We start from the raw sequence: 20,379 nt of genomic DNA on the forward strand, positions 1-20,379 counted from the left end.
CCGACCGGACCGGCCTACCCGGCCGCCGGCGCCGGGGCGTACCCGGCGGGCCGGGTGGTGAACGTGCCCCGGCCCTGGGTCCGGCTGCGCAGACCGGTCGCGTAGCCGAAGAGCTCGGCCAGCGGCACGACCGCCGTCACGACCGCCGCGCCGCCACGCGGAGCGGAGCCCTGGACCCGGCCGCGACGGGCGGCGAGGTCACCGAGCACGGCGCCGACGGCCTCCTGCGGCACCGTCACCGTCACCTCGGCGACCGGTTCCAGCAGCACCATGCGGGAGGCGCGCAGCGCCTCCCGCAGGGCGAGCCGGCCGGCGGTGCGGAACGCCAGGTCCGAGGAGTCCTTCGGGTGGGTGGCCCCGTCGGTCAGGGTGACCCGCAGCCCCGTGACCGGATGGCCGCCGAGCGGTCCGTCGGCGAGCGCGTCGCGGCAGCCTGCCTCGACCGCCTGGACGTACTCCCTCGGTACCCGGCCGCCCGTGACGGCGGACGCGAACACGAAGCCCTCCACCGCCCCGCCGTCCGGCCCGGCCGCCCCGGCCGGATCCACGTCGAGCGGCGCCACGTCGAGCACGACGTGCGCGAACTGGCCTGCGCCGCCGTCCTGTTTGACGTGCCGGTAGACCAGGCCGGAGACGCCGCGCCCGACGGTCTCCCGGTGGGAGACCTGCGGGCGCCCGACGCTCACCTCCAGCCCCTGCTCCCGGCGGATCCTCTCCACCGCCACCTCCAGGTGCAGTTCGCCCAGGCCGGACAGCACGCGCTGCCCGGTCTCCGGGTCGGTACGGACGACCAGGGACGGATCCTCCTCCGCCAGCCGGGCGAGGGCGGTGGCGAGCCGGTCGGAGTCGACGGACCGCCTGGCCTCGACGGCCACCGTGACCACCGGTTCCGCCGCGACCGTCGGTTCCAGGACCAGGGGCGCCGCAGGTGCGCAGAGGGTCGCTCCGGCGCGCGCCGCCTTGACGCCGACCACCGCGACGATGTCGCCCGCGACGGCCGTGCCGACCTCGGTCCGGCGGTCGGCCTGGACCCGCAGGATCCGGGCGATCCGCTCGGTGCGGCCGCTGCCCGCGTCCAGCACGGTGTCCCCCTGGCGCAACGTGCCCGCGTAGACGCGCAGGTAGGTGAGCCGGCCGGTGGAGCTGACGGTCACCTTGAACACCAGCGCGGTGAGCGGACCGTCCGGGTCCGCAGGCCGCTCCTCCTCGCCGGAGCCCGCGGTGGCGGCGTCCCGGGTGCCGGCGGACGTCCCCACCGGGTTGCCGCGCACCGCCGGTACGTCCAGCGGCGACGGCAGGTAGGCGACGACGGCCGACAGCAGCGGCTCGATCCCCCGGTTGCGGTAGGCCGAACCGCACAGCACCACCACGGCCTCACCACTGCGGGTGAGGTCGCGCAGCGCACCGGCCAGCGTCGCGGCGGAGAGCGCCGCGTGCTCGCAGTACTCCTCCAACGCGCCCGGATGGAGCCCGGCCACCGTCTCGTCCAGCTGCCGGCGGCGGCGCCCGGCCTCGGCCAGCAGTCCCTCCGGTACCGGACCCTCCCGGTAGCCGTCTCCCTCGGGGCCGTCGTCCCAGGTCAGGGCACGCATCGTCAGCAGGTCGACCACGCCGACGAAACCGTCCTCGCACCCGATCGGCAGCTGGACGGCGAGCGGCGCGGGGTGCAGCCGCTCCCGGATGGAGGCGACCGCCGCGTCGAGGTCGGCGCCCGCGCGGTCGAGCTTGTTGACGAAGGCGATGCGCGGCACGCCGTGCCGGTCGGCCTGGCGCCAGACGGACTCGCTCTGCGGCTCCACCCCCGCGACGGCGTCGAAGACCGCGACCGCCCCGTCCAGGACCCGGAGCGAACGCTCGACCTCGTCGGCGAAGTCGACGTGCCCGGGGGTGTCGATCAGGTTGATCCGGTGGCCGTCCCAGGTGCAACTGACCGCCGCGGCCGAGATGGTGATGCCCCGTTCGCGTTCCTGCGGGTGGCAGTCGGTGAAGGCGGTGCCCTCGTGGACCTCGCCGCGCTTGTGGATGGTGCCGGTCAGGAAGAGGATCCGCTCGGTGACGGTGGTCTTGCCGGCGTCCACGTGGGCGAGGATGCCCAGGTTGCGGAGGGTGCGGACGGCGGGAAGGCCGGTGCCGTGGGTGGTGCCGGTGGTGCCGGTGGTGCCGGTGAGGTGGCGGACGTCGGTGCGCATGGCCCGGTGCCTTTCGGGGTGTTCCTGGAAAGGGGCGGCGCGATTGCGGCGACGGCACGGACGGCGGCCCGGCCGGGAGACGGCTCGGGGCGGCGGCCCCGGGAGCGGGGCCCGGGCGTCCGGTGGACGGCCCGGTGTCAGGCGTGCGTCGCGGGAGTCCGGTGCCGGCCGCGCAGCGGGCACCGGGCGCGCGAGGACACCAGGATCACCTCGTACCGGGACGAGGGGACGACGACAGCGGTGCGGTAACGCACGACCGGCCTCCCTCGACTCGTCACGGTGCGCACCACCACCCGGAGCGGGGCGGCGCGCTGTTGCGTGCCCGAGTGTAGGGAGTCGACCACCCGCCGGTCACCGGGTTTTCCGGCGGCGGCCCTCCTCCGGGTCGGGCGCGGCGGTGTCGGTCGATCCGCGGCTGACCCCGCGTCACCCGGCGGGCATCTTCGTGTCATCTGCCAGTACGACGGCCGGCCGTGGTGGAGAAGACTCTGCGCCACGACCGCGACCCGGCTGCCCTCCGGAACCCGGAGGGCCGCCGCAGCCGCGCAACAGGACGCACAGGACGCACAGGAGGGGGCGGCACGTGAGCGTGCAGGCCGAGGACGTCGCGGCGATGGAGCGGATGTGCCGCGCCGTCCACCGGAGCGTGGTGCCGGGCGGGGAATTCTTCGTGCTCGCCCAGAAGCCCGACTACCGGTTCGACTGTCCGTCCCTGGACACGTACGGGTTCCGCTGCGAAGCGAGCGGCGAAGAGAGCGGGACGGACCCACGGGTGCGGATCACGGCCCTCCTGGACCCGCGGCCGATCAGCGTCGTGAGCACGGCGCCGCGCCGGGAGGTCTACGAGGAGTGCCTGCGGGCGGCCGGGTTCCGTGAGCTCGGGCGGGTTCCGCTGCGGGTGTCCGAGGCCGGTGTCCGCGCGTTCGGCGAGGAGTTCTGGGCGGACCTCCTCGCGTACCCGCCGCTCGAGATGCTGCGCTGCCGCGCCTGACCGGCGGTGAGGGTCGGCCGCTCTCCGGCCGGACCGCCCGCCCCGGGCACGCCCGGGCCGCCCCCGGGGGAACTGACTTCCCGCGCACCGCTGTTCACCGGTCGGCGTCGCCGCACCGGCGCCGGGCAGCGTGCTCGCGATCACCGCGCTCCGGTCACCGCACGACGGCGGCAGCCAGCCGGCGCACGGCCTCGACGAGATCGGCCTGGTCCGCGGCCGCCGCGAAGCCGAGCCGCAGATGGGCGGCGGGCGGCTCGGCCGGGAAGTAGCGCCGGCCCGCGTTGACCGCGACGCCGGCCACCCGGGCGGCGTCGGCGACCGCACCGTCCGCGAGCGGCTCCGGCAGCCTCAGCCAGAGGTGGAGCCCACCGGCCGGGATCCGGACGGGTACCCAGTCGGGGAGGTCCTGGGCGAGCGCGCCGGACAGGACGGCGCAGCGTTCGCCCAGCGCCGTGCCGAGCGTGCGCAGGTGGCGGTCCCAGGCGGGGGTGGAGAGCAGCTCGACGGCGGCCTCCTGGAGCGGGCGGGCGACGAAGAAGTCGTCGACCAGCCGCATGCCGCGCAGCCGGCCCATGACCGGGCCCCGGGCGATCAGCGCACCGATCCGCAGGCTGGGCGAGGCGGGCTTGGTGAGCGAGGTGAGGTGGACGACCGTGCCGTCGCGGTCGTCGGCGACCAGCGGCGGAGGCACGGGGCGGCCGTGGCCGAGGTGGCGGGCGAAGTCGTCCTCGATCAGGAAGGCTCCGGCGGCGCGGGCGACGTCGACGATCTGGCGGCGGCGGTCCGGGGGCAGCACGGTGCCGGTGGGGTTGTGGAAGGTCGGCTGGCAGTAGAGGAGCCGGGCGCCGGTCATGGCGAAGGCGTCGGCCAGCAGGTCGGGGCGCAGGCCGTCCTCGTCGATCGGGACGGGGACGGGGCGCAGCCCGGCGGCGCGGGCGGCGGCGAGCGCGCCGGGGTAGGTGGGCGACTCGACGAGGACGGGGCTGTCGGGCGCCGCGATCGCCCGGAAGAGCATGGAGAGCGCGCCCTGGCCGCCGCCGGTGACCAGCACGTCCTCGGGGCGGACCCCCGGTCCGGCCTGGCGGGCGAGGATCGCGCGCAGCGGCGCGAGGCCGACGGCGGGCGCGCGGCGCCACGCGTCGGGTCGGCGGGCGGCGCGCGCCAGGGCGGCGCCGAGTGCCCGGACGGGCTGGAGGTTCTCGTGCAGGTATCCGCCGGCGAGACTGATCGTTCCGGCCGGCGCCGTGGCCGACGTGTCGTCGGTCCCTCCGGGCTCGGCTCCGGGGTCGCCGCCCGGCGCCTGCGGACGGCCGGCCAGGGCGACGGCCTGCCAGGAGGTGTCGGGCGCCTGGCTGCCGGGGCGGGAGCGACGGACGGCGACGAAGGTCCCGCTCCCGGGACGGGTCACCACCAGTCCCTCGGCGGCCAGTTGGGCGATCGCGCGGGAGACGGTGACCGGCCCGACGGGGTGGTGGTCGGGCTGGTCCTCTCCCCGGTGGTCCGCCTGCGCTCGCTGCCCGCGGCCCCGACCGACCGGCCGCCACCGGGGCCGCGCGGGGGAGCGGAGGCGGGGACGCGGTGAACCGGCGCCACCTCCCGGGCCGCCCGGCGGAGCACCGGCCCGCCGTCACGACGGCGCCGGGGTGGGGGGCTCGCCGGCGCAGACCGTGCCGCGCGCGTCGATGATCGCGCAGGCCCGGGCGTCGGTGGGGCCGGCCGACCGCACCATCTGGGTGTGCGCGGTGCGGCCGGTCTGCTGCCGGTACTCCTCCTGGTCGGGCGGCGTCCCCTCCCGGCCGAACACCTGGACGCGGTCGCCCGGCGAGCTGCCCGAGATCCTGGCCCAGGCCGCCCGGCATCCGGGGCTGTAGCGGAGCTCCACGTGGACGCCGAAGTCCCGGCCCTGCGCGGTGGTGACGGCGTCGTTCATGCAGACGGTGCTGTTCGGCTCGGTGTGCACGCAGCTGTCGGCACGGCAGGTGGCGGTCGCGGTGGCACCCGCGACCGCCCCGGCCTGCGCGGGCGGGGTCACCGGTCCGGAGGCGGCCCGCCCGGGGGCCGCCGAGGCGGCGGCCGGCGGGAGCGCGCGGGCCCCGTCCTCCGGACCGGACGGCGCCGGACCGAGCAGATGGTGGACGAGCAGACCCCCCGCGACCACGCCCGCCAGTGCGGCTGCCGCCCCCGCCGACCAGGCCACCCAGTGCCGGGGCCGGTCCGCCGGCGGGGCGTCGGACGGTGCGGTGCCACCGGTAACGGCACCGGCCCGGGCGTCGCGGGCCGGTGCGGCGCCGACCGGTGCGGGAACACCGACCGCGCCGTCGGGACCGCCGGAACCGGCCGAACCGCCCGGCAGCGGCACCTTCGGCCCCCGGACGGGCCCGACACGTTCCTCCGGGACACCGCCCGGTGTCCCGGAGCGGAGCTCCTCGTCCACCCGGGCGCGCAGGGCGAGCGCCGCGTCGAGGTCCTCCGCGGCGAGCCGGTAACACGACCAGAGCGCGCGGATCGCCGGCTCCGGCGCCGGGTACCGCCCGTCGGAACTCTCGTAGCGCGACACCGTCGTCTGGGCGACGCCGAGCCGCCGGGCCACCGTCTTCTGCGGCAGCTCGCCGGCCCGGGTGCGCCAGCCGCGCAGGGTCCGCGCCAGCTCCACCCGGGCCGACGGGACCGCTCCGTCGCCCTCCGCACCCGCCCCGATGACTCCCGTGTCCGGCATCCGTCCGCTCCCCTCTGCCTCGGCCCTGTGCATATCCGCAGATCAGCGCGATGCATATCCGGACCGCATACGAATGAGTAACCAGCTGATCGCGCAGCGTAGAAGTCCGCGCCCCGGCCGTGCAACGCTGATGACCAGCCGGTGAGGAACCCCGGCGAACACCCACCCCCTCCCGTACCCGGGCCGCCGCATGCCGTCCGGGGAGCGGGAATGCACTCGAAGGAGTCACGGATGCACACCAACCGTCACCTCACGCTCGCCGCCTTCAAGCAGCGTGCGGGCCGCACCGTCGCCGTCGCCGCCCTGGCGGCGGCGGCGCTCACCGGGACCGGCGCGGCGGACGCGCTCACCCTCCCGACCGCGCCGGCCGCCGCCGTCACCACCGACGTCGCGGACCTCGCCACCGGGGCCGGCTCCGCCGAGCTGCGGGAGGGTGCGGCCGCGCCGGCGGCGGCTACCCTCCGGGACCGGATCGTGGCCGCCGCGCGCGGCCAGATCGGGGTCACCGAGAGCAGCTCGGCCTGCCAGAAGTACCTCACCGGAAAGGGCCAGACCTGCCGCAACACCTCCTGGTGCGCGGCGTTCGCCGAGTGGACCTGGCGGCAGGCCGGGGTGAAGAACGGCCCGACCACCCTGCTCGGGCGCGGGGTCGGCAAGTGGGGGCAGGAGCACCACCTCTTCCACACCGGCTCGCCCAAGCCCGGCGACCTCGTCGTCTACGGCCCGCCGGCCTACGCGCGCGGCGGCCACGTCGGCGTGGTGGTCTCGGTGAACCGCGACGGCACCCTCGACACCGTCGAGGGCAACGTGAGCAACAAGGTGACCCACCGCCACATCAACCCGCGCACCGCCACGGGCGGCACGAAGAACTGGAAGATCTCCGGCTACGTGACGCCGCCCGGCGCCTGATCCCACCCGGTCAGACACCGGCACCGACGGCCCCGGCCCGGCGCCGCTCCTCCCACCCCCGGAGGACGCGGCCCGGGCCGGGGCCTCGTCGTCCCCGCCCCGTCAGGGTTCCTGCCGGCAGACCTCCCGCCCCGGCGCCGACCGGCCGACACCCCCCGGCCGACCGCCTGCCGGCTCGCCGCACTCCTCCACGGCAGGCACCGCTCCGGCAGGCACCGCTCCGGTCGGCGCCCGGCGCGGCCGTCCGAGCACGACACCGGCCAGGACCAGTACCAGTCCCGCCAGTTGCAGCGGCCCCAGCATCTCGCCCGCCACCGCCGTACCGAGCAGCACGCCGGTCAGCGGGTTGAGCAGGCCCAGCAGGCCGACCGTGCCGGCCGGCAGGTGACGCAGCCCGGCGAACCAGACCGCGAACGCCAGCGCGGTCGCCACCACCGCGACGTAGCCAAAGGCGAGCAGTTCCCGGCCGGACGGCACGACGGGCGCGCCCTCCGCCACCGCCGCCACCGGAAGGAGCACCAGGCCGCCGGCCACCAGCTGCCACGCGGTCGTGGCGAGCACGTCGGCGCCGTCCCGCCACCGCCCGGCGAGCACGTAGCCGAGCGAGGAGACCAGCATCGCCGCCGCCGAGGCGGCCAGGCCGGGCAGGCTCACCGCCCCGGCCCGGGTGAGCAGCATCAGGCAGACCCCGCCCAGACCGACGACCGCCCCGACCAGGTGGGCGCGGGCCGGGCGCGCGGCGGTCAGCGCCCAGGCGAGCAGCAGCATCGTCAGCGGGGAGGCCGCCATCACGGTGGAGGCGACGCTGGTGGCGAGCAACTGGGAGGCGACGTAGAGCAGGACGAAGAAGCTCGCCGTGTTGAGAAGCCCCAGCAGCGCCGAGCGCCACCACCACGCTCCGCGCGGGCGCCGGGGGCGGAGCGCCAGCAGGAGCAGCCCGGCGGGCAAGGCGCGCAGGGCCGCGCCCCAGAGCGGGCGGTCGGCCGGGAGGTACTCCCGGGTGACGAAGTAGTTCGCCCCCCACGCCACCGGCGCGACGGCGGTCAGCAGCACCCACCGGAAACTGGCTTCCATGGAAGACAACATATCTTCCATGGAAGCTATTCGGCTAGGATGTCCCCATGGCGAACGAGCACGGCCACGAGCCGGACCCGGCGCAGGACCACGTCTCCCTGATCCAGGCCGCGTGGCACCGGGAGCGGCCCGACCTCGACGTCGCCCCCCAGGCGGTCATCGGCCGGTTGCACCGGCTGGCCGTCCGGCTCACCGAGGAGCTCTGCCTGGTCTACGGACGGTACGGGCTGGGCGAGGGCGAGTTCGACGTCCTGGCCACGCTGCGCCGGGCCGGGGCACCGTTCGAGCGGGCCCCCGGCGAACTGGCCGCCCACACCATGGTCACCACCGGCGCGATGACCAAGCGGGTCGACCGGCTGGAGCGGGCCGGGCTCGTCACCCGCCGCCGCAGCGAGGCCGACGGGCGGGGCCGGGTCGTCGCCCTCACCGAGGCTGGCCGGCGGCTGATCGACGAGGCGTTCACCGCCCACATGCGCAACGAGCACCGGCTGCTGGGCCACCTCTCCCCCGAGGAGGCGTCCGCGCTGGAGGTGCTGCTGACGGCCTGGCAGCGCCGCCTCGACCACCCGGGCCCGGACGCCCGGGATCCCGAAACCCGCGAGCCGGACGGCGCCGCACCCGACGGCGACGGGCCGGGCGGCGACAGCCCGGCGGCCACCTGACCCGGAGGATCCCCGCGCGTCCTCCGCGATAGCGTCGCACCATGACGAAACGGACCTGGGACCTCGTCCTGCTCGGTGGCGCGTCCGGCGTCGGCAAGAGCGTGGCCGCCGCCCGGCTCGCCGCCGGAACCGGCGCCTTCGTGGTCGAGTTCGACGACGTGGTCAGCGCCGTGCAGGAGATCACCACCGCCGCCCAGCACCCCGGACTGCACCACTTCGACGGCGTCGCCGACCCGGACGGCCTGCCGCCCGAGCACGTCCTCGAACTCCAGATCGCCACGGCCGAGGCGCTGGCGCCCGCCCTCCTCGGAGTGGTGCGCAACCGGCTGACCGTGCCGGTACCCGCCGTCGTCGAGGGCGACTACCTCACCCCGGCCGCAGCCGCCCGCGCCGTCGAGGAGGGCCGCGCCGCCGGGCGCAGCGTCCTGGCGGTCTTCCTGCACGAGGCGGACGCCGACCGGATCGCCGCCAACTACGCGGCCCGGGAACCGGGGGGCGGCGTCCAGGCGCGCCGCGCCGAGGTCAGCGCGCGCTACTCGCGCTGGCTCGGTTCCCAGGCCCGCCTGCACGCCCTCCCGGTGGTCGACAGCCGGCCGTGGTCCACGCTCGCCGACCGCCTCGACCGCGTGCTCGCCCCGGCTCAGACCAGCGTGTAGCCGCCGCTGCGGAACGTCGAGCCGACGTTGCTGCAGTACGCGTAGGACCAGACGCCGGGCGACCTGGTCGGCCCGTAGACCACCTTGTTGTTGGCACAGACGGCCCACGCGTAGTAGCTGCGCGTGCCGTCGCACGAGACGCCGTAGCTGACGTAGTTGCTGTAGGTCGAGCAGGCGGCCACGCGGGCGGGCGCCGCGGAGGCCGGGACGGTCGCGAGGACCGGGACGGCCAGGGCTGCGGTGGCGGCGATCGTCGCCGCCGCGGTACGGATGCGCATGACTCCCCTCCAGGGGGGGTTCGGTTGACGGGCGGCCGGACGGCCGGGCCGCAGCCCACTGTCCGCTCCGGAGGTCCGGCGGAACCGGCAGCAGGACGGGAAACGGACGATCCCCGGGCACCCCCGACCCGCCGGGCGCCGGGCCTCGGTCCTCCGGCGCCCTCACCGCCGCTCCTCGGCAGCGGATCCGGCACCTCGTCAGTCGTTCCGGACGCCGTCGTACGACACGCGGTGGGCGAGCACCTCCGGCATGTTCTCCTCGGCCCAGCTCTTGATCGCCTTCAGCAGCGGCAGCAGCCCCGTGCCCAGCGGGGTGAGCGCGTAGTCGACCCGGGCCGGGACGGACGGGGTGACCGTCCGGGTGAGGAGGCCGTCCCGCTCCAGGGCTCGCAGGGTCTGGGTGAGCATCTTCTCGCTGACCCCGGCGAGACGCCGGCGCAGGTCGCTGTACCGCTGCGGCCCGTCGGCCAGCGCGTTGACGACCAGGCTGACCCACTTGTCGCCGATCCTGTCCAGCAGTTGCCGGGCCGGGCACTCGGCGACGTACGCGTCGAATCCGGCCCGCTCGGCCGAGCGGCGCTGGGCGGCGGTCATGGTCGCCATGGTGCTCTCCTCCCCGTGCGGTACGCACTTCCGGGTACGTACTTCCTGCCGGAGAGCAGGTTTTCCTAGCGTGGGCGGTGTTCGCAAGTCCCTGGGTGGGGACGGCTCCCCGGTGGAGCCGGGCCCCGGGTGAGAGGAGTGCGCGATGCGCGCCGTGGTGGTCCGTCGGTTCGGTGGCCCGGAGGTCCTGGAGCTGGTCGAGGTGCCCGTCCCGGAGCCCGGCCCCGGCCAGGTCAGGATCCGGGTGGAGGCCGCCACCGTGAACCCGGTGGACGCGGTGACCCGGTCCGGGGTGCTCGCGGGGGCGGGCCTGATGGCGCCGCGCGACACGGTCGGCGTGGGCTGGGACGCGGCCGGCACGGTCGACCTGGTCGGCCCCGGGGTGACCGGCTTCGCCGCGGGCGACCGGGTCATCGGCCTGCGCGACCGGCTGGACGTCCCGCTCGGCGCCTACGCCGACCACCTGGTGCTGGACGCCGCCGCCGTGGCCCCGGCCCCGGCGGGCGTGCCGGCCGCCGGGGCGGCCACCCTGCCGCTCAACGGGCTGACCGCCGTCCAGGCGCTGGACCTGCTCGGCCTGCCCGCCGGGGCGACCCTGCTGGTCACCGGCGCCGCGGGTGCGGTGGGCGGCTTCGCCGTGGAACTGGCTGTCCTGCGCGACCTGCGGGTGGTGGCCCTGGCCGGTGCGGGCGACGCGGCGGCGGTCCGCGCGCTGGGTGCCGAGTGGTTCGTGCCGCGCGACGCCGCCGATCCGGCCGCCGCCGTCCGCGCGCTGGTGCCCGGCGGGGTCGACGGCGTGCTGGACGCGGCGCTGCTCGGCGTGACGGCGCTCGGCGCGGTCCGCAACCGGGGCGCGTTCGTCGCGGTGTCGGCGGGCGCCGCACCGCTCGGCCTGCGCGGTGTCCGGGTGGAACAGGTCTGGGTGGCCGCCGACGGGGCGGCGCTCGCCGAACTCTCCGCGCTGGCCGAGCGGAAGGCCCTCACGCTCCGGGTCGCCGGGACCCACCCGCTGGGGCGGGCCGCGGACGCCCACCGCAGGCTGGCCGGGGGCGGCCTGCGCGGACGGCTCGTCCTGCTGCCCTAGCTCCGGCCGCCGACGGAGGCCCGGTCGGCTCCCTCGTCGGGCTCCTCGACGGCCCCCGCGTCGGGCCACACGACGGCCCCACCGGTGGACCCGCCGGCCCCGGCGTTCCGGGCGCCCCTGCGGGTGCGCAGCCGGGCGAGGGCGGCCACCGGGCCCACCACACCGCCCGTGCCGAGCTTCACCGCGCCCTTGGCGGCCGGCCACCCGACCCCCGGCACCGTCCGGCCCGGCCAGTGGAACATCACCAACAGCACCGACAGCACCACGGCCCCGCAGGCCGCCGCCGGCCCGACTGCCGCCGCGACCGCCCCGGCGGAGAGCTTGCGGTCCTCGGTGGCCGCTCCGCCCGATCCCCCGACGTTCATGGTCCGAGTCTCATCGCGGGTCAGTTCGGTTTCGACGCCCGGTAACGGCCCTCGGCGCCCTCCGGGTACGCCCCCCGCCCGGCCAGGTCAGCGCCGGGCGTGGTGGGTGTCCCCCGCGTGCTCACCGGTCTCGTGGTCGGGGAAGCTGACGGCCAGGGTGACCCGGTACTCGAAGACGTCGTCACGGTGGCCGGGCACGCGGGCCCAGGCCAGCGAATGGACCTCCGCCTCCGGCGCCTGCCGGCACCATCCGGCGGCCTCCTCCAGTGCGCGGGCCGCCGACCGTCCGGTGCAGACCACGGCGGTGTACGCCGCCACCGCGACGTCGCCGCCGCACCGACCGTCCCGGGAGACGGCCCGGACCGCGGCGGCGGCGTGGGTCAGGTCACGAGCGAGGTCGTCGACCACGCGGGGCGGCGCGGGCAGGACGGCCGGGGCCTCGGCCACGGTCTCCGGCAGGTTCGAACTCACTGTCAGGGCCTCCATCCCTCTGGTGTCCGTCTGGTTGCGCGACCCGCCCCGTCACGGGATCCGCCTGATCATGGGGTCAGAATGACGGGCCGCCATTCCTGGCATGACCACTTTCACCAGAACGTCACCCGTCCGGGGAAGTCGGCGTTCCGCACTCGACACCGGCCCGGCCGCCCTGGTAAAGGGGTGACGGAGCATCCGGCCAGGTCAGCTCGGCCGGTGGCGGGCGCCGCCGGGAGCCCGGCCGCACGTGCGCGTACCACCCCCGTGCCCCGGACCGCCTGTTCACCCCCCGGACGCGCCCGGTCCCGGCCGGGATCCGCGGCCCGGTCGCGACCCGGCCGGAGCCTGGCGCGAACCCGCCCGGCAACCGGCCCGGCTCCGATCTGTCCAACTCCCGTAGCAGGAAAGGGAAATACCGCCACCGAAGGGCCCGTAGGATCCTGAACCGTCACAGTCCGCCACGGTCGGCGGACACCGTCGGAGGGGGACCCCACGGAGCGCGGGTCGACGCGTGCGCCCTGCTCTCCTCGCCCCAGGTCGTCGCCGTCGTCGGCACGGCGGGGCCGTTCACGGGCACCCGGCCCGGCCCGAAGGACGGCAAGCCGGTGTGGGGCTGCACCTGGGGCTCCCGCCAGTCCTCCGCCCACATCCGCGAGGTGGACGCGGGCAGCATCACCGCGGCGAGGACCGACCCGGGCCTCCAGACCGCCCCGCTGCCCGGCGTCGGTCAGGAGGCGGTGCTGGTCCGGCGGAAGGACGGCACCGGCCCGAGGTGTTCTTCGTCCCCGACGGCCGCACCTACTCCGTCGCCGTGGTCACTGACCGCGGCCCGGACGACGAGGTGATCGGCCCGGCCGAGGCGGCGGCCGCGAGCGCGCCGGCCCTGGTGCTCGCACCGTCGGTCGCGGGCTGATCCGCCCCGGCACCCGGGCCCTCGGGGCGGCCGCTCGGCCGAACGCCGGGACCGCCGCCCGGCGCAGCCCGTTCCCCCAGGGGCGTGAACGGTCCCGGGCCGGGGGCTGCGGCCGGATGCGGGCGCGGTGCGGGCGCTCACAGAATGACGCCACGGCGCCGTACCCCGTACTCCCCGACAGCCAAGGCGGATCGTATGAGCCGACCCCTCCCACCCCCGTCCCCCGGCGGACCGCCCGCGGACGGAGCACCCCCGGCCGGTCCGCCCCGGTCCGGACCCCCGCCCCGGGTCCGGGCCGGCCGTTCCGGAGCGGCCCTGCTCTCCGGACTGGCGCTGCTCGTCCCGGCCCTCGCGGCCGGTGCGCTCACCGGCGCGGCACCGGCCCGGGCCGACAACCCGACCGTCTCGGTCAACAACCTGCGCACCGGCTGGGACGCCGCCGAACCGAACCTGAGCCCCGCCCAGGTGTCCGCCTCCGGCTTCGGCCGGCGCTGGTCGACCGCCGTGGACGGCGCGGTGTACGCACAGCCGCTGGTCGCCGGATCCACCGTGGTGGTCGCCACCGCGACCAACCACGTCTACGGCGTCAACGCGGCCGACGGACGGATCGTCTGGCAGCGCGCGCTGGGCACCCCGGTGTCCTCGTCCAGCGCCTGTCTCGCGCCCGGCACCGGCATCGTCTCGACACCGGTCTACGACCGGGCGAGCGGCACCGTCTACCTCGTGACCAAGTCCGGCGACGGCGGCGCGCACTTCTCGGTGCACGCGCTGGACGTCGCCTCGGGCGCGGAGCGGAGCGGCTGGCCGGTCACCGTCCAGGGCTCGCCGGTCAACAGCCCCGGCGTCCCGTTCAACCCGTCGACCTCCGCCCAGCGTGCGGGACTGCTGCTGATCGACGGCGCCGTCTACTTCGGCTTCGCCTCGGACTGCGGCATCGGGACGTACGTCGGCACGGTCGCGGGCGTCAACACCTCCACCCGCAAGCTCACCCTCTGGTCCACCGAGTCCGGATCCGCCTCGCAGAACGCCGGCGTCTGGATGAGCGGCGGCGGTCTGGTCTCCGACGGCGCCGGCCGGATCTTCATCGCCACCGGCAACGGCGCCGGCGAGGGCTCGTCCCCGCTCAAGGGGCCGGGCGACAAACCGGGCGGCCACTTCGCCGAGTCGGTGGTCCGGCTGGGGGTGAACGCGGACGGCAGCCTCGCCCCGCGGGACTTCTTCAGCCCCACCAACAACCGGGAGATGGACCACGGTGACGTGGACTTCGGCTCCGGCGGCCCGGCGGCCCTGCCGTCCGGCTTCGGCACCTCCGCCCACCCGCACCTGATGGTGCAGGTCGGCAAGGACGGCCGGATCTTCCTGCTGGACCGCGACCGTCTCGGCGGCATGGGCCAGGGCTCCGGCGGCACCGACAACGTGGTGGGCACCACCGGCCCGTTCAAGGGCGTCTGGGGCCACCCCGGCGTCTGGGGCGGCGAGGGCGGCTACGTCTACCTGGTCGAGAACTACGGCTCGCTGCGGGCGCTCAAGTACTCCGTGAACGGCGCGGGGAACCCCCAGTTGACCAGCGCCGGGACGAGCCCCGAGGGATTCGGCTACGCGTCCGGCTCACCGGTCGTCACCTCGAACGGGACGGTCGCCGGTTCGGCGCTGGTCTGGACGGTCTACTCGGGCACCGGCCCGGGCGGGCAGAACGGCGAACTCCGGGTCTACGACGCGGTTCCGGTCAACGGCGCGCTCAAGCTGCGGCGCAGCTTCGCACTCGGCACCGTGACCAGGTTCTCCGTCCCGGCGACGGACGGCGGGCGGGTGTTCGTCGGCACCAAGGACGGCCATCTGGTCGCCTTCGGCCGTTCGGCCTGAGGACCGGACCGGTCGTACCGGGTGGGCCGGCCCACCCGGCCCACCCGGTACGGCCCGCCCGGTCCGGCCCACTCGACACGGCATGGCCGAACCGGCACACTCGACACCGGTTTCCCGCCCGGGCCCGGCCCGGTGCGGAGCCCGTCGTGTCACCCGTTCGAGCGCGATTGTCCGCGGATCGCGTGGTTTCGACCGGCGGGCGGGCCCGGCGGCTCGTAGCGTCCTGATCCAGGGGCCCCCGGGCCCCGGCCTCTCACCCACTTCACCGAGGAGGGCAACTCCCATGAAGTCCACGCTCGCTCCCCAGCCCGTCACCACCGCCGCCGTACCGGCCCCGCCGGCCGCGGCCAAGCCCGCCTGGTCCGCCCCGGCGGTGGAGTGCCACCGCACCGGCGCCGAGGTCACCGCGTACGCCGCGCGGACCACTCGGTGACCCAGGCTCCCCCCCTCGCGCCGGCCCGGGTGCCGGCCGACCTGCAGCCGGGCCGCGAGTCCTTCGCGGCCCGGCTGCACGGCCTGCGGGACCGGTACTGGGACACCCACCCGTTCCACCTGCGCCTGCACTCCGGCGACTGCACCCCGGAGGAACTTCGGCGCTGGGTCGCCAACCGCTGGTACTACCAGCTCTGCCTCACCCGGAAGAACGCGGCGATCATCGCCAACTGCCCGCTCGCGGACGTCCGTCGGGAGTGGTCGCAGCGGCTCGGCCACCAGGACGGCCCGAACGCCGACCAGGGCGGCCTGGCCGACTGGCTGGTGCTCGCCGAGGCGGTCGGCCTGGACCGGGCCGAGATCCTGGACGAGCGGCACGTCGCGCGCGGGGTGCGCTTCGCCGTCGACGGCTACCTGCACTTCTGCCAGACCCGCCCGTGGACCGAGGGCGTGGCCGCCGCGCTGACCGAGATGTTCTCGCCCGACCACATGGCCGAACGGGTCGTCGCCTGGCAGAAGCACTACGACTGGATCGACCCGTCCGGCTACGCCTACTTCGAGCACCGCATCCCCGACGCCCGCCGGGACAGCGCCCGGACGCTCGAACTGGTACTGGACCACTGCGTCACGGAGGCCCAGCAGCAGGCGGCCGTGGACGCGCTCGCCTTCAAGTGCGAGGTCCTGCGGGCCATGCTGGACGCCGTCGACTACGGTCCGGCCGGTACCCCTGCGGGCCGGAACGGGACCGGCCGGTGAGCCCCGCACCCGACGCCGCGACCCCCGGGCTGCGGCGCGGTGTGCGGCTGGTGCACGACCCGGTCCGCCGGCAGGACGCCCTGCTCTACCCGGAGGGCGTCCTGCTGCTCAACGAGACCGCCGCCGCCGTGCTCCGGCACTGCGACGGTCGGCGCGACGCCGGGCGGATCACCGCCCGGCTCGCCGCCGAGTACGACGGGGTGGAGCCCGGGCAGGTCCTCGGCCTGCTGCTCGACCTCGCCGAGCGCCGGCTGCTCACCCTCGACGGCACCGGCGCACCGGCCGTCCCCACCCGGGCCGCGGACCCGCCCGGGACCGCGGGGGCCCACGCCGCGTTGACCCACCCGACGGGGACCCACTCGGCGGAGACCCGCGCCGGACGGCGGGCGCCCGCGCCGCTCGGCCTGATCGCCGAGCTCACCCACCGCTGCCCCCTCCAGTGCACCTACTGCGCCAATCCGGTCGAGCTCACCAGACAGCGCGACGAGTTGGACACCGAGCAGTGGCTGCGCATCCTCGACCAGGCACGCGGCCTCGGCATCCTCCAGGTCCACCTCACCGGCGGCGAACCGCTGCTCCGCCGCGACCTGGCCGCCGTCGTCGCACACGCCCACCGGCTGGGCCTCTACACCAACCTGATCACCAGCGGCCTGCCCCTGGACGGCCCGCGCGCCGCCGAACTCGCCGAAGCGGGCCTGGACCACGTCCAGCTCTCCGTGCAGGACGCCGATCCGGACCGCGCCGACACCGTCGCCGGGCTGACCCGGCTCAACGGCCGGACCGGGCACGAACGGAAGCTGGCCGCCGCCGCGCTCTTCACCGCCGCCGGACTGCCGCTGACGGTCAACGCCGTGCTGCACCGCGGGAATCTGGCCCGGCTCGGCGCGATCGCCGACCTGGCCGTCGAGTTGGGCGCCGACCGGGTGGAGCTGGCGCACACCCAGTTCTACGGCTGGGCCTGGGTCAACCGGGCCCATCTGGCGCCCGGTGACGAACAGGTCCGACAGGCCGAGCTGGACGTGGCCGCGGCCCGCGCCCGGCACGGCGACCGGATCGAGATCACCCACGTCGTCGCCGACCACCACAGCGGCACCGCCAAGCCGTGCATGAACGGCTGGGGGAACGAACAGCTGGTGGTCGCGCCCGGCGGCGACGTGCTGCCCTGCCTGGCCGCCGCCCAGCTGCCCGGTCTCCGGATCCCCAACGCCGCCGGCGACGACCTGGCGGCGATCTGGCACGACTCCCCCGCCTTCAACCGCTTCCGGGGCACCGCCTGGATGCCCGAGCCCTGCCGGAGCTGCGCGCTGCGCGAGGTCGACCACGGCGGCTGCCGCTGCCAGGCCTTCCAGTTCACCGGCGACGCGGCCGCCACCGATCCGGCGTGCCGGCTCTCCCCGCACCACCAGCTGGTCCACTCGCCCGCGCCGGCCGACGGCCCGACGCCGGTGCCGCGCCGGTTCACCGCCACGCCCGCCGCGCCCGTCACACTCGGCACGCCCGGCACTGCCACGAGCGTCACCGCCGGGCCGGCCGCGCCCGCCGTGCCGGGCCCGTCCTGAGGGAGCACCCGCTGAAGATCCGGATCCTCGGCACCGCCGCCGGCGGCGGCCTGCCCCAGTGGAACTGCGGCTGCGACGGCTGCGCCACCGCCCGCCGCACCGGCGCCGTCCGCAGCCAGGACTGCCTGGCCGTCAGCGCCGACGGCGCCGCCTGGTACCTGGTCAACGCCTCCCCCGACCTCCGCTCCCAGCTGCTCGCCACGCCCGAACTGGCACCCGCGCCCGGCACCCGCGCCACCCCGCTGCGCGGTGTGCTGCTCACCAGCGGCGAGCTCGACCACACCCTCGGCCTGGTGACCCTGCGCGAGGCCGCAGAGCTGTCGGTGCACGCCACGGAGCCGGTCCGCGCCGCCCTGCACGAGGCGTTCCCGGTCGGCCCGCTGATCGCCCCCTACGCCAAGACGCACTGGCACACCGTCACACCGGGCACCGCCGTCGAACTGGCCGGCGGCCTGCTCGCCGAGCCGCTGGCCCTCGGCGGCAAACGCCCCCGGTACGCCGCCGCCGGCCCGCCCGGCGAGCGACGTACCGCCCGCGGGAGCGGGACGGCCCCGGGCGGGGCGGGCACGGCGGCGGGAGCGGACCGGACGGACTGGGTGATCGGCTACCGCTTCAGCGACACCGCCGGCCGCGCCCGCGCGGTCTACGCACCCGGGGTCGCCGCCTGGACGCCCGCCCTGGACCGGGCGGTGTCCGGCGCCGACCTGGTGATCCTGGACGGCACCTTCGCCACCGACGACGAGCTCGCCGAACGGACCGGCGGCGCGCGCACCTCGCGCGGGATGGGCCACCTCGCCGTCGAGGACTCGCTCCCCCACCTGGCCCGTCACCCGGGGCCGCGCTACCTCTACACCCACCTCAACAACACCAACCCGCTCGCCCACCGGGGCTCGCCCGAGGCGGTCGCACTGGCCCCCGTGCTGGCCGCGGCGGGTGCGGGCGTCGCCGAGGACGGGACGCTCGTCGAGCTCTGACGTCCTGCCCGTGGCCCGGGGCCCGCCCGGGGTCGGCGCCGCGCCGGCCGTCCTGACCGTGTCCGGTCGAGTCCGTCCACGGCCCGTTCATCGAACGGTGGCGCCCGGGACCGCTCCCGGCCATCCGGGGCCTGTCGGATCGTCGTGATACTAATCGTTCGGGAAACGAGCTCGGTCAGGCACCGGCAGGCACGATGGTGACACCCCGTCCGTTCCCCAGGGGCCGGACGGTGACGGGAGGGGCACAGCATGGCGACCAGGAACGGCGACGGGACATCCGAGGGGCCACGGCAGGCCGTGGTCAGGGAGATCGTGGTCAGGGAGACCGCGAGCCGCCGGGCCGCGGGCCCCCGGGGCGTCCGCCGGCTGCGGCTCGGCAGCCGGATGGCCGGAACGGCAGCGGTCTTCACGGCCCTCGCCGCCCTGACCGGCGCCCAGTTCACCGGCCTCGGCCTCGCCCCCGTGGCATCCGCCGACGCGCTTCCGGCCCCCGCCGACCGGACCCTCGGCCCGACGGCCACCGGGACCGGCTCCGCGGCCGTGGACCCCGGCACCACCTCGCCGTTCGGCCCCGGCGTGTCCGGCGGGCCCGCTCTCGCCGGGGCCGCCCCGGTCGACGGCGGCGGTACCGTCCCGCTGACCCAGCCGCCCACCGCTCCGGTCGGCTCGCCCTTCGCCGACCCGCTGCGCAACGGGCCCGCCCTGCCGGAGACGGTCTTCGCCGCCTACCGCAAGGCGGAGGCCGCCCTGGCGCTGCGCTCGCCCGCCTGCCACCTGCCGTGGCAGCTGCTGGCCGCGATCGGCGAGGTCGAGTCCGGCCAGGCCGGCCGGGGTGCGGTGGACGCCGCCGGGACGACGTACCGGCCGATCCTCGGCCCGGCGCTGAACGGTGCCGGCTTCGCGGCGATATCCGACACCGACGGTGGCCGCTTCGACGGTGACGGCGTGTGGGACCGCGCCGTCGGTCCGATGCAGTTCATCCCCTCCACCTGGGCTTCCTGGGGCGTCGACGCCAACGCCGACGGCAAGGCCGATCCGAACAACGTCTTCGACGCCGCCGAGGCCGCCGGCCGCTACCTGTGCGCGGGCGGCCGCGACCTGTCCGACCCGGCCCAGCTGGACCGGGCCGTCCTCGGCTACAACCACTCGGCCGAGTACCTGCGCACGGTCCGGAACTGGATGGCCCACTTCAGCACCGGGAGCCCGGTCACCACCCCGGGCCGCACCGCCCCGAACGGCCCGTTCGCTCCGCTCACCCTGCCGACCCCGCCGGCTCCCGTCATCCCCGTCATCCCCGGCATCCCGACCGGTACGCAGCCGTCGGGGGTGCCGCAGCCGTCCACCACGCCCGGCACTCCCGCCGTTCCGTCCACCTCGACGACGCCCTCCGGCGCACCGTCGACCTCACCGTCGACCTCGCCCTCGGGGACGCCGTCCACGTCGCCGTCGACCGGTGCGACCCCGTCGGATTCGGCGTCGCCCTCCGCGTCCCCCTCGACCGGGCCGACCACCACGCCGTCGGGGACGCCCTCCGCGACCGCGAGCCCGTCCGGCAGCGCGAGCCCGACGGCGACCGCCGAGCCGACCGGCACGCCCACCGCGACGCCGACGGCCACGCCGACGACGACCCCGACCGGCACGCCCACCGCCTGCGCCACACCGACGGACGCCCCCTCGGGCACGCCGACGGCCGGCACCGCGCCGAGCGCCCCGGCGTCGGCGACGCCCTCGGCCACCGCGACGCCGACGGCCACCGCCCCGGGCTGCCCGACGCCCACCCCGACCGCGACCGCCCCCCAGAGTGGCGCCCCGACCGGCTCGGCCGCCCCGGGCGCCGCCGCTCCGAGCACGCCGCTCACGCCCTCCGGCGCCCCGTCGGCG

General features: G+C 76.5%; 20 protein-coding genes. 12 read left to right on the forward strand and 8 right to left on the reverse strand.

Going from position 1 to position 20,379, the window contains the following annotated elements; all coding sequences use genetic code 11:
• Positions 1-14 precede the first annotated feature (14 nt).
• Positions 15-2,189 carry an elongation factor G gene (gene fusA, locus ACFWOG_RS21155; protein ID WP_380360216.1) on the reverse strand — a complete coding sequence of 725 codons (2,175 nt, stop codon included), beginning with the start codon at positions 2,187-2,189 and terminating at the stop codon, positions 15-17.
• A 583-nt stretch (positions 2,190-2,772) separates the two neighbouring features.
• Between fusA and ACFWOG_RS21160 the strand changes: the two genes are divergently transcribed.
• The gene (locus ACFWOG_RS21160) at positions 2,773-3,180 is read left to right on the forward strand and encodes a hypothetical protein (protein ID WP_380360218.1); all 408 of its coding nucleotides are present in this window, start codon (positions 2,773-2,775) and stop codon (positions 3,178-3,180) included.
• A 154-nt stretch (positions 3,181-3,334) separates the two neighbouring features.
• Here ACFWOG_RS21160 and ACFWOG_RS21165 read toward each other — a convergent pair whose 3' ends face one another.
• Together ACFWOG_RS21165 and ACFWOG_RS21170 are read right to left on the reverse strand one after the other, a co-directional pair.
• On the reverse strand, positions 3,335-4,618 hold the full coding sequence (locus ACFWOG_RS21165) for a PLP-dependent aminotransferase family protein (RefSeq protein ID WP_380360243.1): 1,284 nt from the start codon (positions 4,616-4,618) through the stop codon (positions 3,335-3,337).
• A gap of 189 nt (positions 4,619-4,807) precedes the next feature.
• Positions 4,808-5,896 (reverse strand): DUF2690 domain-containing protein, encoded by a 1,089-nt coding sequence (locus tag ACFWOG_RS21170; RefSeq protein ID WP_380360220.1) that lies wholly within the window; start codon positions 5,894-5,896, stop codon positions 4,808-4,810.
• Positions 5,897-6,127: 231 nt separating this feature from the next.
• Here ACFWOG_RS21170 and ACFWOG_RS21175 point away from each other — a divergent pair, with 231 nt between their 5' ends.
• The gene (locus ACFWOG_RS21175) at positions 6,128-6,805 is read left to right on the forward strand and encodes a CHAP domain-containing protein (protein WP_329881292.1); all 678 of its coding nucleotides are present in this window, start codon (positions 6,128-6,130) and stop codon (positions 6,803-6,805) included.
• A 102-nt stretch (positions 6,806-6,907) separates the two neighbouring features.
• On the opposite strand, the gene ACFWOG_RS21180 is transcribed toward ACFWOG_RS21175, so the two are convergent.
• Positions 6,908-7,879 (reverse strand): EamA family transporter, encoded by a 972-nt coding sequence (locus ACFWOG_RS21180; RefSeq protein ID WP_380360222.1) that lies wholly within the window; start codon positions 7,877-7,879, stop codon positions 6,908-6,910.
• 47 nt (positions 7,880-7,926) lie between these two features.
• On the opposite strand from ACFWOG_RS21180, the gene ACFWOG_RS21185 reads away from it, so the two are divergent.
• Positions 7,927-8,541, forward strand: coding sequence for a MarR family winged helix-turn-helix transcriptional regulator (locus tag ACFWOG_RS21185; protein WP_380360224.1), 615 nt, complete (start codon positions 7,927-7,929; stop codon positions 8,539-8,541).
• A gap of 41 nt (positions 8,542-8,582) precedes the next feature.
• Positions 8,583-9,197 carry an AAA family ATPase gene (locus tag ACFWOG_RS21190; RefSeq protein WP_380360226.1) on the forward strand — a complete coding sequence of 205 codons (615 nt, stop codon included), beginning with the start codon at positions 8,583-8,585 and terminating at the stop codon, positions 9,195-9,197.
• Here the strand turns inward: ACFWOG_RS21190 and ACFWOG_RS21195 are convergent.
• Together ACFWOG_RS21195 and ACFWOG_RS21200 are read right to left on the reverse strand one after the other, a co-directional pair.
• Positions 9,182-9,475, reverse strand: a complete 294-nt coding sequence (locus ACFWOG_RS21195; RefSeq protein WP_329881295.1) for a hypothetical protein — start codon at positions 9,473-9,475, stop codon at positions 9,182-9,184. The genes ACFWOG_RS21190 and ACFWOG_RS21195 overlap by 16 nt on opposite strands.
• Positions 9,476-9,673: 198 nt before the next feature.
• Entirely contained in the window at positions 9,674-10,078 is a 405-nt protein-coding gene (locus ACFWOG_RS21200; RefSeq protein WP_380360228.1) for a winged helix-turn-helix transcriptional regulator, read from the reverse strand.
• A gap of 145 nt (positions 10,079-10,223) precedes the next feature.
• Here ACFWOG_RS21200 and ACFWOG_RS21205 point away from each other — a divergent pair, with 145 nt between their 5' ends.
• Positions 10,224-11,162, forward strand: coding sequence for an alcohol dehydrogenase catalytic domain-containing protein (locus ACFWOG_RS21205; RefSeq protein ID WP_380360230.1), 939 nt, complete (start codon positions 10,224-10,226; stop codon positions 11,160-11,162).
• Here ACFWOG_RS21205 and ACFWOG_RS21210 read toward each other — a convergent pair.
• Positions 11,159-11,527, reverse strand: a complete 369-nt coding sequence (locus tag ACFWOG_RS21210) for a hypothetical protein (protein ID WP_380360232.1) — start codon at positions 11,525-11,527, stop codon at positions 11,159-11,161. The two genes, ACFWOG_RS21205 and ACFWOG_RS21210, sit on opposite strands and share 4 nt — an antisense overlap.
• A gap of 87 nt (positions 11,528-11,614) precedes the next feature.
• Positions 11,615-11,998 (reverse strand): hypothetical protein, encoded by a 384-nt coding sequence (locus ACFWOG_RS21215; RefSeq protein ID WP_329881299.1) that lies wholly within the window; start codon positions 11,996-11,998, stop codon positions 11,615-11,617.
• A 775-nt stretch (positions 11,999-12,773) separates the two neighbouring features.
• Between ACFWOG_RS21215 and ACFWOG_RS21220 the strand changes: the two genes are divergently transcribed.
• The 7 genes from ACFWOG_RS21220 to ACFWOG_RS21250 all read left to right on the forward strand — a co-directional run.
• A complete protein-coding gene (locus tag ACFWOG_RS21220) occupies positions 12,774-12,914 on the forward strand; it encodes a hypothetical protein (protein ID WP_380360235.1) in 141 nt (46 codons plus the stop codon).
• 195 nt (positions 12,915-13,109) lie between these two features.
• Positions 13,110-14,777: a PQQ-binding-like beta-propeller repeat protein gene (locus tag ACFWOG_RS21225; RefSeq protein ID WP_380360237.1), complete on the forward strand. Its 1,668-nt coding sequence runs from the start codon at positions 13,110-13,112 to the stop codon at positions 14,775-14,777.
• Between the two features lie 283 nt (positions 14,778-15,060).
• Positions 15,061-15,210, forward strand: coding sequence for a pyrroloquinoline quinone precursor peptide PqqA (gene pqqA, locus ACFWOG_RS21230; protein WP_329881302.1), 150 nt, complete (start codon positions 15,061-15,063; stop codon positions 15,208-15,210).
• Positions 15,207-15,965 (forward strand): pyrroloquinoline-quinone synthase PqqC, encoded by a 759-nt coding sequence (gene pqqC, locus ACFWOG_RS21235; protein WP_355405020.1) that lies wholly within the window; start codon positions 15,207-15,209, stop codon positions 15,963-15,965. The genes pqqA and pqqC overlap by 4 nt, the downstream gene beginning before the upstream one ends.
• Positions 15,962-17,524, forward strand: a complete 1,563-nt coding sequence (gene pqqE / locus ACFWOG_RS21240; RefSeq protein WP_380360239.1) for a pyrroloquinoline quinone biosynthesis protein PqqE — start codon at positions 15,962-15,964, stop codon at positions 17,522-17,524. The genes pqqC and pqqE overlap by 4 nt, the downstream gene beginning before the upstream one ends.
• 23 nt (positions 17,525-17,547) lie before the next feature.
• A complete protein-coding gene (gene pqqB, locus ACFWOG_RS21245) occupies positions 17,548-18,498 on the forward strand; it encodes a pyrroloquinoline quinone biosynthesis protein PqqB (RefSeq protein ID WP_380360245.1) in 951 nt (316 codons plus the stop codon).
• 249 nt (positions 18,499-18,747) lie between these two features.
• The coding region (locus tag ACFWOG_RS21250) for a lytic transglycosylase domain-containing protein (protein WP_380360241.1) at positions 18,748-20,379 on the forward strand (1,632 nt) is incomplete at its 3' end.

Origin of the sequence: Kitasatospora sp. NPDC058406 (assembly GCF_042722765.1) — a bacterium.
Taxonomy (GTDB): Bacteria; Actinomycetota; Actinomycetes; order Streptomycetales; family Streptomycetaceae; genus Kitasatospora.